Genomic DNA, 14774 nt, shown 5'->3' with positions numbered 1-14774 from the left:
AACCTGCAGAATTTGAATGCCCTTAAGAAAATGACGATTCTTCGGTTAATTGCTTCTCCAAAGTAATGTAATCAATTTTACCTGAAGGCAAAACGGGGATTTTACTTCCTGAATAAATTTGATGAGGGATCAGCAATTCCGAATAGCTTTGCTCGTGCACTTTCTTGATAAAACTGGATTTTTCCGCATTCGTTGCTTCACTAAAAAGTAAAACCTGTTCGCCTTTCTTAGCACTTTTTTGTGACACTGCCGCATGTAATAATTCAGGCCAGATTGAGGCAGCAATACCTTCAACCGCAGTCAAAGACACCATTTCACCGGCAATCTTAGCAAAACGTTTCGCTCGTCCCGCAATGGTAATAAATCCTTCTTTATCCATGGTCACGATATCCCCGGTATCATGCCAGCCCCCCTTAGGTGCAATAACCTCATGTCCGGTATCGGCGGATAAATAACCTTGCATGACATTAGGGCCACGCAAGAACAAACGCCCGCCTTCAGCAATACCATCTACAGGCTCGATGCGGCTTTCCATAAAGGGTAAGATCATTCCCACACTACCCGGAATTGATGCTAAAGGACAATTCATGGAAATAACGGGAGAAGCCTCCGTAGCCCCATAACCTTCAAAAATTTTCACCCCGAAATTATCAGTCCAATTTCTGATTGTCTCGGGTTTTACTTTTTCCGCGCCTGCAAAAACATAACGCACACTACTAAAATCATACCGTTCTGCTGCACGGGCGTAGCCGGTTAAAAAAGTATCGGTACCAAACATAATCGTCGCCCCGGATTGATATACTAAGCCAGGAATAATTTTATAATGCAGCGGCGAAGGATAAAAGAAACAGCTCACGCCCGTAACTAAAGGCAAAATAGCGCCTGCAGTTAATCCAAAACAATGAAAGATCGGTAACGCATCAAAGAATATGTCGCGTGAGGAAAAATCTACGCGCGAGATCAACTGCCAGCAATTTGCCAGAAGATTTGAATGGCTTAAGACCACGCCCTTAGGTACCCCTTCAGAACCTGAAGTAAATAAAATAACCCCTGTTTCTTCAGGCATGACGGGTTTGCCAATCAATTGATAAGCCCATAAAGGAAACATTCCTTTGACTAAACCAGAAAGCTTATGACCTAAATGAATAGACGCTTTAAAATCTTCCAAAAAGCGCACCTTCATACCAGCGTTTTGTAATTCTTCGACTAAAGTCTCAAGTTTCGCGGTAACAACAAATTGCTTTGACGTATAAATAGTCGTAATACCGGCTGAATGACATGCAGAAAATAGATTGTAAAATCCCATACTAAAATTCAACATGGCCGGGATCCGACGATAAGCATGTAGAGCAAAAAAAGTAACCATACCCGCGATTGTGGTAGGCATCATTACCCCGACACGCTCACCAATACGCGTTTGCCTTTTAATTTGGCGACCAAGAATAAAACAGCGCGCCAGAAACTGACGATAATTTAATGGCGTACGATTCGAATCTTCAATTTTTGCCTTATGCTTTAGACCTAAATAAGCACCTTCAATTAAGGCTTTAAATAAAGGTTTGGGCTGAAAATTATTGGCAAAAGTTAATTCACTAATCAAACGAAAGAGGCGCAAACTAACTGTTGATCGGTCCACAGCCCCTTCTTTAATGTGCAAATAAGCACGTGATGGCAATATATGCAACGTAACTTTAGGAAATAAACGTATACGGTGTTTGTCTTTACTGATCGAAAAAATGCTATATTGCGGCCCATCAATGCGTATAGGAATGACCGAAGCACCTGCTTTTTTCAGTACCATGGCAGGTCCATCAAAAACTCTTAAACTTTCTTCTTCTCCCCCTAGCCCCTGCGGGAAAATAACACAGCGCTTTCCTGCATGGATGGCTTTAATTAAAGCCTTGGCAGCATAAGCTCGCGTTGAATCAATCGCAATGACATCGGCAAACAGCATCATCATTTTCATCCACAACTTACCTGAAGCACCTGGATGAATAGCGACCGTCAGGCGCTCCGGTAAAAAAGCCGCCAGCAACACTAAATCAATGATTGACGTTCTATTCGCAATGATTACCGAGTTCGGTTCTGATTGATAATTACCTAGCAGTTCAACATGAAAACAACGGACTAATAGTGCCTTAATCCACTGTCGAGCACGTTGCTTTTGTCTTTCTTTCCACGTATTTTGTTCCATCATATTGTTTTCTCTTATAAAAATTCGCATCGGTTATACCCAATCAATCTTGATTTTGCAAGATTGTAACCGGTAATGGTGTATAATAGATTCTTTGGCTAATTGACTGGAGTCTTAATTAAGTGAGAGTAATGAAGTACCAAATTCTTTCCACTAAAATATTCTTTATTGTTTTAGCCTCGGCTACCTTGATTGCGACCGCATTTTTTTTCCAGAAACATTCAAACGAAGTGATGCATTGGGTTGAGCAACTGGGTTGGTTTGCGCCAATACTTTTTTTAGTTATCTATTGTCTGGCATCCATCATGTTTCTACCTACGATGGTCATTACCTTCGCTGGAGGTGCTATTTTTGGCCCATTTTTAGGTACCGTACTGAACTTATTAGGTGCTACTTGGGGCGCAGCCTGTTCGTTTTTAATTACTCGTCATTTGATTTTTGATTGGTTTTCCCGAACAAAAGGAGTCAAAGTAAGTGGGCTAATTGATGAAGTCGATCAAAAAGGATGGGGGTTCGTAGCTTTACTGCGCTTATTCCCTATTATTCCCTTTAACCTGGTTAATTATGGTTTAGGCGTTACCGGGATTAAATTCCGCACCTACCTCATCACCACCTTTGTTTTCCTGATTCCACCTGAAATTATTTATACTTATTTTGGCTATGCCGGCATGGATATCTTACTGACACAAGGCTCTTTTTATCGCAACAGCGGCATAATTATCTCTGGAATGGCCATCGTTATTCTGTGCTTATGCAAATTTCGCCTGCTGAAAGTCAATCAATTGCACTTTAAACGCAAAAAGAAGAATTTAAAAGCGCTAGCAATGGATGATTCACTGGGAAATTAATACCATCTATAGCGTTAATTGCGCGCATACCTTGTAAGGAATTCGTTATAAACGCAGCATCAGCCTGCTCAATCATGGCCTGGCTCAGAGAGACTTCTTTACACGCTATATTTTGCTGCTTCGCAAAAGCAAGAATACGTGAACGCATAATGCCTGCCAACACCCCATCTGTTCTCGGTGGAGTAAGCAACGATTGTTGGTGAATAAGAAACAAATTCGCACACGTTGTTTCCGTGGCATGTTGTTGTAAATTGAAAAATAAAGCGTCATCGGCCCCCAACGCTAAAGCATGGCGGCGCGCCAAGATTGCTTCTAAATAGTTTATTGATTTAACCTGATACACCGGATTAGCAGCATCCCTTAACCAAGGTGCACGAACCAAACTTAAGGGATGCGTGTGTACGCTGAACGTAAAAGTCTGCAAATGCAACTGAGCTCCTACTCCATATTCGGCTAAACCTCGTGGAGCGGAACCAGCGCTTAAAATTGCTTTAATTCCACCATCTAAAAGATTATCTTGCTTAATCTGCTGCTGCAAACACACCAGCCAATGCTCATAAGAAAGCTGAAAAGAAATTCCTAACTGTTGCGCGGCATCAGCAAGTCGCTGCCAATGTAAATCAGCGCAACAAGGAGCACCGGCGACCACTTTAAGCGTTTCAAACAGACCTTCGCCTAAAAAAATGCGATCATCGATGGCCAATGCCAAGTTATGCTTTTCATTCTCCATAAACACTCACGTAAGCATGCGGAACGAAGCGTTAATAGTCACCAAAATCATCCAATTCATCACGCAAACGTTTTTCATCCAACATATTTTCCAAGCGTCTACGTGCATCTAAATCGCGGTGCGTCGCTTCGTCAACCTCTGCAGCTGCATCAAGTTCACTCTCGACATCGTCAAAATTATCACCCACTTCAACGCCAGTATCTTCATCATCTTCTTCAAACAAATCACTCATCTCGCTCTCTCAATGATTTATTAATTTACCAAACCACAATAGGCCGAAACGGCTGTATACCTTATTTTTTTTTCTTGCCTAGTATTAATTCTGCAGATTTTCACTTTAAAGAGTGCGCCTGTTCTACAACAAACCAACCTAGCCAAAAGAGTTACAAAAATCTTTTGAGTAGTCATGGCTCTTGAACTTTAGGAATAAAAAACTGATAATCAATGAAGAATAATCGACCTGTATTGATATGGCGGACCAAGTTAAAAAAGCATTACGAGATACGATGAAACAAATACGTTCGAAAATATCTGTTTCCTCCCGTTCGACAGCATCTCAGCAAATTTGCACACGCATACGCTCACTCGAGCAATATCGGTATGCAAAGCGCATCGCACTTTATTTTGCCATAAATGGTGAAGTTGATTTAACCGGTATTTGGAATACGGCACCATTACAGGGGAAATTTTGTTATTTTCCGGCAATAAATGAAGAAAATTTAACCCTTTTCTTTCTCCCAGCAACCCCGGTGACGCCATTTAAAAAGAATCGCTATGGCATTCCAGAACCTGATGTAAGTCATGATTTAGCGATACCCGCTGAAGAATTAGACTTGATTTTTAATGCCATTGGTGGCTTTTGATGTACGCTGTACTCGTCTGGGAATGGGTGCGGGCTATTATGACCGCACGTTTAAAGATAAAACCAATTGCACCCTATTTGGTGTAGCTTATCAATTTCAACGCGTGGATTATATTCAACCACACCCCTGGGACATTCCCTTGGATGCTGTTATAACCCAACGCGCGATTTATTGGCGTAATCCGTAAACGATAAAGCTTATCCTCAGCCAAGGAGCGATAAGCGCTTACCCGCTCGCTTATCCGCAATTGAAGTTAACTTAATGCATCAGCACCGATTTCACCGGTACGTACCCGCACAACTTGTTGTAATTCATAAACAAAAATCTTGCCATCACCAATTTTACCGGTGTAAGCCGATTTACAAATCGCTTCAATTGCAGCTTCGACCATGTCGTCAGGTAAGGCTAATTCAATTTTAATTTTAGGAAGAAAATCAACAACATACTCTGCCCCACGATATAATTCAGTATGCCCTTTTTGCCGCCCAAAACCACGAGTTTCTGAAATAGTAATTCCAGGTACATTAATATCCATTAACGCCTCATGAACATCATCTAATTTAAATGGTTTGATAATTGCTGTAATCATTTTCATAATATATTCCGCTGTGATGATACTTTTGTTAGACTCTTTGCTAAAAACAAAAATGGAGTGATTATGTTCGACCCCAAACAATTTGACGATTTAGCAAAAAAACTTTTTGCCGCACTTCCCCCCAGTCTACAAAACATTGAAAAAGACATCCAACAAAAATTTAAAGAAGTATTGCAAGCAGCATTTGCGCACATGGATCTGGTCACACGTGAAGAATTTGATGTACAAAGCAAAGTATTAGCGCGTACCCGTGAAAAACTGGAACAGATTCAAAAGCAAGTCGATGAATTGATGAGCATTCAGGATAAAAAGAAATAGCATACAAACATGTAGGTTGGAGCGTTTCTCCAGCCTTCTGAAATGAGAAAACTTCGCAAAAACAATGAATTAAGTAGCAAATAATAAATCGATAGTAGGAAATTCTATCGCCCATAAGTCCAACTTAACAACAAGGAATAAGTCCCGAATGAATCTTGCCTTTACAAAAACACGAAGTACCATCGGTATTTTAGCCCAACCTGTATCCGTAGAAGTTCATTTATCAAATGGTTTACCCAGTTTTACCATTGTCGGTCTGGCAGAAACCGCGGTGAAAGAAAGTAAAGATCGGGTGCGCTCAGCTATCATCAACAGCCAATTTGAATTCCCATGCCGTAAAATCACCGTAAATTTAGGCCCCGCTGATTTACCCAAAACAGGCAGTGGTTTTGATTTACCGATTGCCTTAGGCATTCTTGCTGCATCCCATCAAATTCCACAACAAAGCCTAAGTGAACATGAGTTTATTGGTGAATTAGCCTTAAGTGGTGAACTAAGAGGGGTTTCCGCCATCATTCCGGCCGTATTAGCAGCCCATAAAGACAAGAGCATCCTCGTTATTGCCAATGCCAATGCAGCAGAAGCATCTTTAACTGGACATCAGGGTGTTTTCACCGCCCACAATTTACGCGAAGTATGTAGCTATATTTGCCAGGGGACGCCATTACATGCATTACCTCCTCGACCCACTGTAAATACAACGCAACATGAAGTGGACTGGTCCGATATTAAAGGTCAATTTCATGCCAAAAAAGCCATGGAGATTGCCGCCTGTGGTGGACACAGTATCCTACTCAGCGGCGCCCCAGGTAGTGGAAAAACCATGTTAGCCAAACGCTTTAATACTTTATTACCGCAATTATCTGAAACTCAGGCCCTGGAATGCGCCGCGATTAATTCCATCCGCGGTAAATTACCGGATTTCACAGAATGGCGCGCTCCTCCCTTCCGTGCCCCACATCATACTGCCTCACCGATTTCGTTAGTCGGCGGCGGCAATCCCCCCAAACCAGGGGAAATATCCTTAGCACATCATGGCATCTTATTTTTGGACGAACTACCTGAATTTAACCGGCAGGTTCTTGAAACCCTAAGACAACCACTAGAATCTGGCACGGTTTGTATTTCCCGTGCAGCCGCACAAATAGAATTTCCCGCACAATTTCAACTACTGGCCGCAATGAACCCTTGTCCCTGCGGACAATGGGGTAATCCTCAGGCAAATTGTTCCTGCAGCCCGGAGCGCATTAACCGCTATCTTGCTAAGCTTTCCGCCCCCTTATTAGATCGTATTGATATGCATATTACGGTACACGCATTAAGCCAAGAGGAGTTGATAAAACCCAATACCAACCCCAATAAACAAAGCGAGGAAATCCGCAAACAAGTACTGCATGTACGCGCAATACAATTGGCACGCCAAAATTGTATTAATGCCAATTTAAGTGCTAAAGCTTGCGAACAAGTGTGTACTTTAGGCACTCAAGAACAAGATTTTTTAGGCCAGGCAATGAACCAATTAAAATTATCCGCTCGGGGCTATCATCGTTTGCTCAAAGTGGCACGAACTATTGCCGATATGAATGAGAGTACTCCAGTGAATTTAGGGCATTTGCAACAGGCCTTGTCGTTTAAACATACCTTACAAACCCCGCGATGATCGAGAAGAAACCTCAACATCAAGTAAAAAAATCTGCGGCCTACTTCCCACGGCTTATCCGCGTGCGCCAGGGATCTTGCGCAAAGCCAGGATCTCTGAATTTCTACGAACAAGCACGGGACGTAGAAATAAAACTTAGCGTTGACGTCGATGCTCAAATCTGAGGGACGATTCGGTTTGCATCTATGGATGCAAACCGGCTTTAAACTGTTTTATTTTTTTATTAATGCATCAAAAATAGCCATGCGGGCAAACACACCATTCGTTACCTGGTGCAAAATAAAGGATTGAGAGCCATCCGCAACCTCACTATCAATCTCGACCCCACGATTCATTGGTCCAGGATGCATCACCATTACATCTGCTCTGGCATAAGCTAAACTTTTCTCGGTTAGCGCAAAATCATGGCGATAAGACTCTAAATCTAAATGGTCGGCGGCTAATAAACGTTCACGCTGTACTCGTAAACAAATGACTACATCTGCATCAGCCAAGCCTTCACGCAAATCGCTGGTTACCCGTCCATAATGGACGGTTTGCGGTTGCCAAAGTTCAGGGGCAATCAAAACCAACTCGCCAACCCCTAATTTACTGCACATGCATTGAAATGAATTAGCAACACGTGAATGGCGGATATTGCCTAGAATGGCTATTTTTAACTGCTCTAAACGCGGTTTTTGTTCCAGAATGGTCATGATATCCAGTAAAGCCTGACTTGGATGAGCGTGCATGCCATCACCAGCGTTGATTATATGCAACTCATTGCCTAATTTAGTGGCCAAATGCTCCTGCAAACCATCTTGCTGATGGCGAATTACCAAATAATTAATGCCCATTGCCACCAGCGTCTTAATGGTGTCCTCAATAATTTCCCCCTTAGTCTCTGAAGAATTTTGTAAATCCACATTAACCACCGGCATCGCTAAACGATTCGCAGCTAACTCAAAACTAATGCGCGTGCGGGTACTGTTTTCATAGAACAAATTCGCAACGGTATGTTGACTGTAGGTCGGATAATTAGGGTGACGTTTAAAAGAAAAAGCACGTTGTATTAACGATTCAAGCTGTTGGCGGGATAATTGACTAATTTCTAAAAAATGATTCATAAAGTCTCGTTCAACCTCATTTAAGGGTATTGCAGCCACTGCTCAAGTATAACACAAGCCGCAATACTATCTACCTCAGTCTGTTTGATTTTTCGATAACCGCCTTGCGCAAAAAGATGCCCCCTCGCCTCAACTGTAGTCAACCGTTCATCAACTAAGTGCACAGGCAAAGTAAAGCGTTTACGCAATTCTTTAGCAAAACGACGCGCAGCCGAAGTGGTGTATTGTTCACGTCCATCAATGCAGGTAGGAATACCAACAATTAATGCTTGAGGCGTCCATTGCGCGACTACTTTGGCAACGACCGTCCAATCGGGAACCCCTGTTTGCGCACTAATCGTTGCTAAAGGAGAGGCACTACAGGTCAGACGCTGCCCAACAGCAACGCCGATGCGTTTATAGCCAAAATCAAAACCTAGATAAACACCATCAGGCATGACCGACACTTTCGCTTAATTGATTCATTTTAATACCTAAAGTTGAGCCTGCATATTCCCAACGATCTTCGTAGGGAACTTCATAAAGAATTTCGGAACGATAGGGGCAAACCAACCAGACATTATCCATAATTTCTCGTTCTAATTGATTTTCTACCCAGCCACTATAACCCAAAGTAACCAAAACCTCTTTTGGACCTTTGTCTTCAGCAATGGCGCGAATAATATCATTTGAAGTTGTTACCGTCACGTCTTCTTGCAAAAACAAGCTCGATCGCCATTCCCCTGATTGTTTATGAACAACAAATCCACGTTCTGGTTGTATAGGACCGCCAAACATTAGAGGTAAATGGCTTTGTTCAACACGAATGGGGTCGATTTCTAATTGCTCAAATACAATAGATAAAGAAAATTGCATTGGTCGATTAATAATTAAGCCGACAGAGCCTTCTTCACGATGTTCACAAACATAAATAACTGTTTTTTCAAAGTTGGGATCGTGTAGTGAAGGCATTGCGATCAGCAAATGATTGGCGAAAGAATTTATTATTGCCATGCTGCCTCCTCAAAAAGACTATTGTCTAAATTTAAGTATATACTATAAACATGCGATACATTTATAGATCACCATCCATTAGCCCCATTAACCCCATTAGTTCCACTACCATTTACCTGAGTGCCACCACTAATAATGCTCACCCGTATATACAAAGTTGACTGTTGCGCAAACGTATTCCCCGCCGTGTAATAGGTAGACGAATTATCAGTTTGTTGTGCCCCTTCCGGGCTCCCTAAAGAAACCCATTTATTTAATGGCACCATCAAAGTGGTATCTATTTTTTGATTATCAAATTGTTGACCACCGGCGGGATTTGCCTGCTCACGCAAACGGCGTACAGTTAATTGTACTTGCGAACCTCGCAACACCGGCAGAACTAAAATACCATTTTTAATTTGATGTTGCTGATAAGCAATTCCCGTAAAATAGCCGGCGCCAACCGAACTGACGATTGGTACTTCTTGATTCATCGTAACCAAAGCGGACTCGCCACTCATTACCCGCACTGATTGATTTTGCAACATTTGCGACTGCGTCTGGGTACTGTAGGTCACTGAATTATCATTTTGACTACTAAGCCATTGGGGATCGCCCTGATAAACAGAAATATTGAAAGTAACTGGAGGCACGTCAACTTGGTGGAGCACAGTCCTGATTTGCGTTAAGGATTGGGGGCTTACTTTGGCAATTAAGGTTTGTCCGGAACCGCTAAGCTGTTCCCCTGCTTGCATTAAAGGTTGCATTAACTTAATGGCTTGGGCGGCAGAGATATACTGCAATTGAATAACTTTGGTAATTACGGTTTGGGAAAAGACCTGACTTGCGAAAAATAATAAACCAATAAATCCTATACGTTTCATCCTAAAACTCCTTATGAATGTGTTTTACACACTTTGAGCGGCAATTATCTATCCTTAAAACACGTTGAAAACACGTTGAAACACCCAATATTTTCAATTGTAGCATCAATATGAACAATCAATGGTTTTGTTCCTATAAAAGATTGGGTATACTTCACCAAAATCTTTTTACCGAGATCATAGATGGGTAGCATATTTAATATGTTTGGTCCTTCACCAATAAGGCCTATAGAACAACACATGCGCAAGGTACACCAGTGCGCCAAACAGCTCTACCCGTTTTTTGAAGCTGTATTAAAAAAAGATTGGCAGACTGCGACCAATATTAAAAACAAGATAGTTTCTTTGGAAAAAGAGGCAGATCTCATTAAACGCGATCTTCGTCTTCATTTGCCTACGGGGCTCTTTTTGCCAGTATCACGCACAGACCTATTGGAATTGCTTAGCGCACAAGATCGCATTGCCAACAAGGCAGAAGATATTGCCAGTTTAATTATCAGCCGCCAAATGACGATTCCTGAGGCACTCACCCCGCTGTTTATGCCATTTCTACACAGCTGTCTGGATGCATCCAAACAAGCATGTAATGCAATTAATGAACTTGATGAGTTGCTAGAAACTGGATTCAGAGGTTCTGAGGTGAAAATCGTTGAAGCAATGATTATGACCCTCTATGAAATTGAACATAAAAGTGACGAACTCCTGGCTGAAGTCAGACATCGCATTTTTGAAATCGAACACGATTTATCTGCTATAGATACAATTTTCCTTTATAAGTTGGTCCAATGGATCGATGACTTGGCCGATAATGCCCAAACAGTGGGTAGTCGACTACAAATTCTAATCGCTCGGTAATAAATTCTTATGGATCATTCAGTTTTATATCTTTCTATTGCTATTGTTCTTTGTTTTTTAATGACTTGGGGGGTTGGTGCCAATGATTTAGCCAATGTCATGAGTACCACCATGGGTTCAAAAGCGGTTACCGCGAAACAAGCGATGTTAATTGCAATTATTTTTGAATTCGCCGGAGCATTTTTAGGCGGCAACGGAGTTACTGAAACCATGCGTGATGGGATCATTAATACCACTCAACTATCTGGACAACCATTAATTCTGGTTGAAGGCATGCTGGGGGTATTATTGGCATGCACCATATGGATGAACCTTGCCAGTTATATTGGGGTCCCAGTATCCATCACCAATGCATTAGTAGGCTCAATGGTTGGTTTTGGCGCTGTAGTGCTTGGTACCGATGCGATTCACTGGAATCAAGTGAGCCGCATTGCCATCAGTTGGATTACCTCACCGATGATTTCTGGGATCACCGCTTATGCTTTATTCATTAGTATCCAACAAACAATTTTTGTCAAAAGTAATCCTTTGGCCAAAGCGAAGCTGTACATTCCCATTTATCTCTTTTTAATTGGCTCTATTTTATCGTTTATCACCGTCTTTAAAGGGTTAAACCACTTTAACATTCACCTGAATTTCAAACAAAATTTAGCAGTAACACTGGCAACCAGTATCATTATTACGGTGATTGGGATGATCATTATCCGCCGTATTCCCGAACATCCACGCATTAGCCGTAGAGAACGCTTCATTCAAGTGGAAAAATATTTTGCCGTGTTGATGGCCATGACAGCCTGTGCGATGGCTTTTGCTCACGGTTCCAACGACGTGGCGTTAGCTGTTGGACCACTAACCATTATTCATAGTTTGGTTATGCACTCCAATCAAGTCTTTAATGCCAATAACTATCCAGCGTGGATTATTTTATTAGGTTGCTTTGGAGTAATAACCGGCTTATTAATGTATGGTAGAAAAGTAATTGAAACCGTAGGCAGTGCAATCACTGCGTTGACACCTAGCCGTGCATTTGCCGCCACTCTTTCTGCGGCAACAACCGTTGTAGTAGCAACCAGTACCGGGATCCCGGTGTCCGCGACGCAAACATTAGTGGGTGCGGTGCTCGGTGTTGGTTTGGCACGTGGTATTGGTGCGTTAAATCTCATTGTTATTCGCAACATTTTTATGTCTTGGATACTGACTTTACCTGCCGCGTCTATTTTGACCATCTTATCGTATAAGATGTTACATTGGTTTTTGGGATAATAAATAGATTGAGGAAGGAAAGGGATAAAGGGGAATTTTAACCTTGTCTATACTCGATCTGTTCCTCAATGAACGAGGTCAAAATCTTGGTAAATAGCCGGATTACTGATGAGCACTGCCGTTGGGTCAATGACCCAACCTACAGATTATCCAAAACGGCTTAGAAATTTTCCCAGATCTCGCCCACTTCATTTTTATAATTTTTATCATCACGCATCTTTGCAAGACGCGCATGCTTCGTAATTTCTTTCATTTGTGATTCTGATTTGCCATGAGTCGCATCAAATTCAAATAAAAATTTATCATAAGGACTTACATAAGCTTTATCTATATCGTTTGTATTCATAACTCGTCCAAAATTCGCGCGTTCTTAAAACAACTATTTTATAACTTTTTTATCTAAGTTACCATTAGCTCTTCTTTAAAGAAAGCAGAGGCTAAAAAATGAGTTTAAAAAAAGCAGAATTGCATGTTCATTTAGAAGGTTCATTTACCCCTGAATTGGCGGTAATGCTGGCTCAGCGCAATAAATTAACCCTGCCAGATGGACTCATTGCTCCTAATGGAACAAGCTATTTATCCAAAGATTTTTTAGATTTTCTCAATGTCTATGACACCCTTGCTGGCTTAATAAAAACGCCCCGGGATTATTATGATATTACCTTTGATTACCTAAGAGCGCGAGCGCTTGAGAATGCCATTTATGTAGAAATGATGTATTCCCCTGATCATGCGGAGCGTTCCAGCGGTATTCCTTCGGCTGAGCACCTAATCGCCATTCAACAAGCAATTAACGATGCCAAAGAACAATTCGACATCGTCGGGCGAATTATTGTTACCGCAGTACGCCACTTTGGTGCAGAGGCCGCCGAACGTGTAGCCCAACAAATTCATAAAGATCGTTTCCCCTGTGTTACTGGTTTTGGCTTAGGCGGTGATGAAGCCAAATTCCCACCGAAATTATTCACGAGAGCCTACGCTATTGCTGCAGATGCGGGCTTGGCCTGTACCGTTCATGCAGGTGAATTTGCCCCTGCAAGTGGGATGGTTGAAGCCATGGAAAACCTACCTATTCGCCGCATAGGGCATGGCGTTAATGCAATTTACTCCCCAGAGACTATGGCGATGGTAAAAGACAAAGACATTGCCTTAGAGCTTTGCCCTACTAGTAATATCTTTTTGGGCCTATTCAAAGATATGGCTCACCACCCTTTCCCCCAATTTTATGATGCCGGCATAAAAGTCAGTATTAACTCAGACGATCCACCATTTATGAGCACTACACTAGGTCAAGAGTATGAACGTGTCCAAGAGTTTTATGACTACAGTGATGAAACGATGAATGCGATTACCCGCATGGCAATTCAAGCAGCTTTTGTTGATGAAAGAACACGCAGCGAACTACTGGCTAAGATTTAAAAGGCTTAATTAATAATAACCCGGGATAGCCTTCCCGGGTTACAACGCAACCAACGACTTCCGCTTAAGTATTATTATGCAACTCAGTCATTAACTGTTCGATGTAACGTCTACACGTTAACGGATTATGTAAATAATTAATGACTCGTCGCGTCCCCCCTGTCCCCGTAATCGATACCATACCATATTTCATAATACTGCCTAGAATCGATTGACGAATGTCAATTGCTTCAATCTTACTCAATGGAATGTCAATCGTTTGTCGTACCACCACCCCGGTGCGTAAGATCACTTGGTTGGTCTTAATCGTCAGCGAGGAAAAATAATAAGTAACCCAGGTCATAAATACCCATGCTAAGGCAAAAACAATAAGACCATAACCAACTTCACGTAATTGAGGAACATAAGCGGCAAGTGCTAAAGCCGCAAATAATGCGAATAGAGGCCAGAAAAATATAATCCAGTGTAATCGGGTAAAGTAGACAACATTCTTGTCGTTTAAATTTTCAATCATGAATCACCTATGGTCCTTGAAATTCCTGCTATGAAGAGGATAATGCTTTATCAATACAAAAAATATAATATTGCATTTCCCATTAATTTGCTATTCTATAACAGTTCCTGCTTAAATAAAGATAAATATGATGCGTTCCATTAATCGTTGCCTGAATAAACAACTTGCCGAACTCTGCCAGCGTTCTGTTCAATTAGAAGAGCTATCCAGCAAATTAGCACAATTACTCCCCAAAGATTTGGCTGGTGAATGCAACGTAGGTAGTTTTAATAAGGGCTGTTTGATTCTAACGACCAGCAATGCGGCCTGGGCCTCGCAATTACGCTATGCCATTCCCGAATTGCGCGATAAGCTGCGTAAAGAAGCCGGCATGTACCAACTGTCATCAATTAAAATAGCCGTTGTTGAGCCTGTAATAAGCTATGAAAAGCCTGCTCAACAAAAAACACATCTGTTATCGGAAAAAGCCAAAGCAACCATTATCAGCGAAAGCCAACAGTGCAACTACGAGCCATTACAAAAAGCATTGCTGCATTTGGCTGAATGACCTTAA

The 14774-nt window shown here is 41.8% G+C and carries 17 protein-coding genes and 1 pseudogene; 8 read left to right on the top strand and 10 right to left on the bottom strand.

Annotation, left to right across the window (positions count from 1 at the left end; all coding sequences use genetic code 11):
• Positions 1 to 22: 22 nt before the first annotated feature.
• Positions 23 to 2194: an AMP-binding protein gene (locus tag LDG_RS15670; protein WP_040536319.1), complete on the bottom strand. Its 2172-nt coding sequence runs from the start codon at positions 2192 to 2194 to the stop codon at positions 23 to 25.
• Positions 2195 to 2325: 131 nt separating this feature from the next.
• On the opposite strand from LDG_RS15670, the gene LDG_RS15665 reads away from it, so the two are divergent.
• Entirely contained in the window at positions 2326 to 3042 is a 717-nt protein-coding gene (locus LDG_RS15665; RefSeq protein ID WP_050805588.1) for a TVP38/TMEM64 family protein, read from the top strand.
• Here LDG_RS15665 and LDG_RS15660 read toward each other — a convergent pair.
• On the bottom strand, positions 2984 to 3772 hold the full coding sequence (locus LDG_RS15660) for an aminotransferase class IV (RefSeq protein WP_006872417.1): 789 nt from the start codon (positions 3770 to 3772) through the stop codon (positions 2984 to 2986). The two genes, LDG_RS15665 and LDG_RS15660, sit on opposite strands and share 59 nt — an antisense overlap.
• A gap of 31 nt (positions 3773 to 3803) precedes the next feature.
• Positions 3804 to 4004: a PA3496 family putative envelope integrity protein gene (locus LDG_RS15655; RefSeq protein ID WP_006872416.1), complete on the bottom strand. Its 201-nt coding sequence runs from the start codon at positions 4002 to 4004 to the stop codon at positions 3804 to 3806.
• 238 nt (positions 4005 to 4242) lie between these two features.
• Between LDG_RS15655 and LDG_RS20645 the strand changes: the two are divergent.
• Positions 4243 to 4822: pseudogene (locus LDG_RS20645) on the top strand (5-formyltetrahydrofolate cyclo-ligase).
• Between the two features lie 66 nt (positions 4823 to 4888).
• Here the strand turns inward: LDG_RS20645 and LDG_RS15645 are convergent.
• Complete coding sequence (locus tag LDG_RS15645; protein ID WP_006872413.1) at positions 4889 to 5230, bottom strand: P-II family nitrogen regulator; 342 nt, start codon at positions 5228 to 5230, stop codon at positions 4889 to 4891.
• Between the two features lie 63 nt (positions 5231 to 5293).
• Between LDG_RS15645 and ubiK the strand changes: the two genes are divergently transcribed.
• A complete protein-coding gene (ubiK, locus tag LDG_RS15640; RefSeq protein ID WP_006872412.1) occupies positions 5294 to 5548 on the top strand; it encodes a ubiquinone biosynthesis accessory factor UbiK in 255 nt (84 codons plus the stop codon).
• 148 nt (positions 5549 to 5696) lie between these two features.
• Positions 5697 to 7208 carry a YifB family Mg chelatase-like AAA ATPase gene (locus tag LDG_RS15635; protein ID WP_006872411.1) on the top strand — a complete coding sequence of 504 codons (1512 nt, stop codon included), beginning with the start codon at positions 5697 to 5699 and terminating at the stop codon, positions 7206 to 7208.
• Between the two features lie 212 nt (positions 7209 to 7420).
• Here the strand turns inward: LDG_RS15635 and LDG_RS15630 are convergent, their stop codons facing one another.
• The 4 genes from LDG_RS15630 to LDG_RS15615 all read right to left on the bottom strand — a co-directional run bounded on the left by LDG_RS15630 (position 7421) and on the right by LDG_RS15615 (position 10170).
• Entirely contained in the window at positions 7421 to 8314 is an 894-nt protein-coding gene (locus LDG_RS15630) for an aspartate carbamoyltransferase catalytic subunit (RefSeq protein ID WP_006872410.1), read from the bottom strand.
• 20 nt (positions 8315 to 8334) lie between these two features.
• Entirely contained in the window at positions 8335 to 8751 is a 417-nt protein-coding gene (gene ruvX / locus LDG_RS15625; RefSeq protein ID WP_006872409.1) for a Holliday junction resolvase RuvX, read from the bottom strand.
• Complete coding sequence (locus tag LDG_RS15620) at positions 8744 to 9307, bottom strand: YqgE/AlgH family protein (RefSeq protein ID WP_006872408.1); 564 nt, start codon at positions 9305 to 9307, stop codon at positions 8744 to 8746. The genes ruvX and LDG_RS15620 overlap by 8 nt, the downstream gene beginning before the upstream one ends.
• Before the next feature lie 68 nt (positions 9308 to 9375).
• Complete coding sequence (locus LDG_RS15615; RefSeq protein WP_006872407.1) at positions 9376 to 10170, bottom strand: hypothetical protein; 795 nt, start codon at positions 10168 to 10170, stop codon at positions 9376 to 9378.
• Positions 10171 to 10353: 183 nt separating this feature from the next.
• Here LDG_RS15615 and LDG_RS15610 point away from each other — a divergent pair, with 183 nt between their 5' ends.
• Together LDG_RS15610 and LDG_RS15605 are read left to right on the top strand one after the other, a co-directional pair.
• Positions 10354 to 11025 carry a TIGR00153 family protein gene (locus LDG_RS15610; protein ID WP_040536236.1) on the top strand — a complete coding sequence of 224 codons (672 nt, stop codon included), beginning with the start codon at positions 10354 to 10356 and terminating at the stop codon, positions 11023 to 11025.
• Between the two features lie 9 nt (positions 11026 to 11034).
• Positions 11035 to 12288 (top strand): inorganic phosphate transporter, encoded by a 1254-nt coding sequence (locus LDG_RS15605; protein WP_006872405.1) that lies wholly within the window; start codon positions 11035 to 11037, stop codon positions 12286 to 12288.
• 160 nt (positions 12289 to 12448) lie between these two features.
• Here the strand turns inward: LDG_RS15605 and LDG_RS15600 are convergent, their stop codons facing one another.
• Positions 12449 to 12634 carry a CBU_0585 family protein gene (locus tag LDG_RS15600; RefSeq protein ID WP_006872404.1) on the bottom strand — a complete coding sequence of 62 codons (186 nt, stop codon included), beginning with the start codon at positions 12632 to 12634 and terminating at the stop codon, positions 12449 to 12451.
• A gap of 98 nt (positions 12635 to 12732) precedes the next feature.
• Here LDG_RS15600 and LDG_RS15595 point away from each other — a divergent pair, with 98 nt between their 5' ends.
• On the top strand, positions 12733 to 13707 hold the full coding sequence (locus LDG_RS15595; RefSeq protein ID WP_006872403.1) for an adenosine deaminase: 975 nt from the start codon (positions 12733 to 12735) through the stop codon (positions 13705 to 13707).
• Positions 13708 to 13771: 64 nt separating this feature from the next.
• Here LDG_RS15595 and LDG_RS15590 read toward each other — a convergent pair whose 3' ends face one another.
• The gene (locus tag LDG_RS15590) at positions 13772 to 14221 is read right to left on the bottom strand and encodes a PH domain-containing protein (protein ID WP_006872402.1); all 450 of its coding nucleotides are present in this window, start codon (positions 14219 to 14221) and stop codon (positions 13772 to 13774) included.
• Positions 14222 to 14351: 130 nt separating this feature from the next.
• Here LDG_RS15590 and LDG_RS15585 point away from each other — a divergent pair, with 130 nt between their 5' ends.
• Positions 14352 to 14768 carry a DciA family protein gene (locus tag LDG_RS15585; protein ID WP_040536234.1) on the top strand — a complete coding sequence of 139 codons (417 nt, stop codon included), beginning with the start codon at positions 14352 to 14354 and terminating at the stop codon, positions 14766 to 14768.
• Positions 14769 to 14774 lie beyond the last annotated feature (6 nt).

The sequence above is a fragment of the Legionella drancourtii LLAP12 genome (assembly GCF_000162755.2).
In the GTDB taxonomy this organism is placed as follows: Bacteria; Pseudomonadota; Gammaproteobacteria; order Legionellales; family Legionellaceae; genus Legionella; species Legionella drancourtii.
Note: the sequence above shows the minus strand (reverse complement) of the source record. Positions and strands in the feature narration are given on the sequence as shown.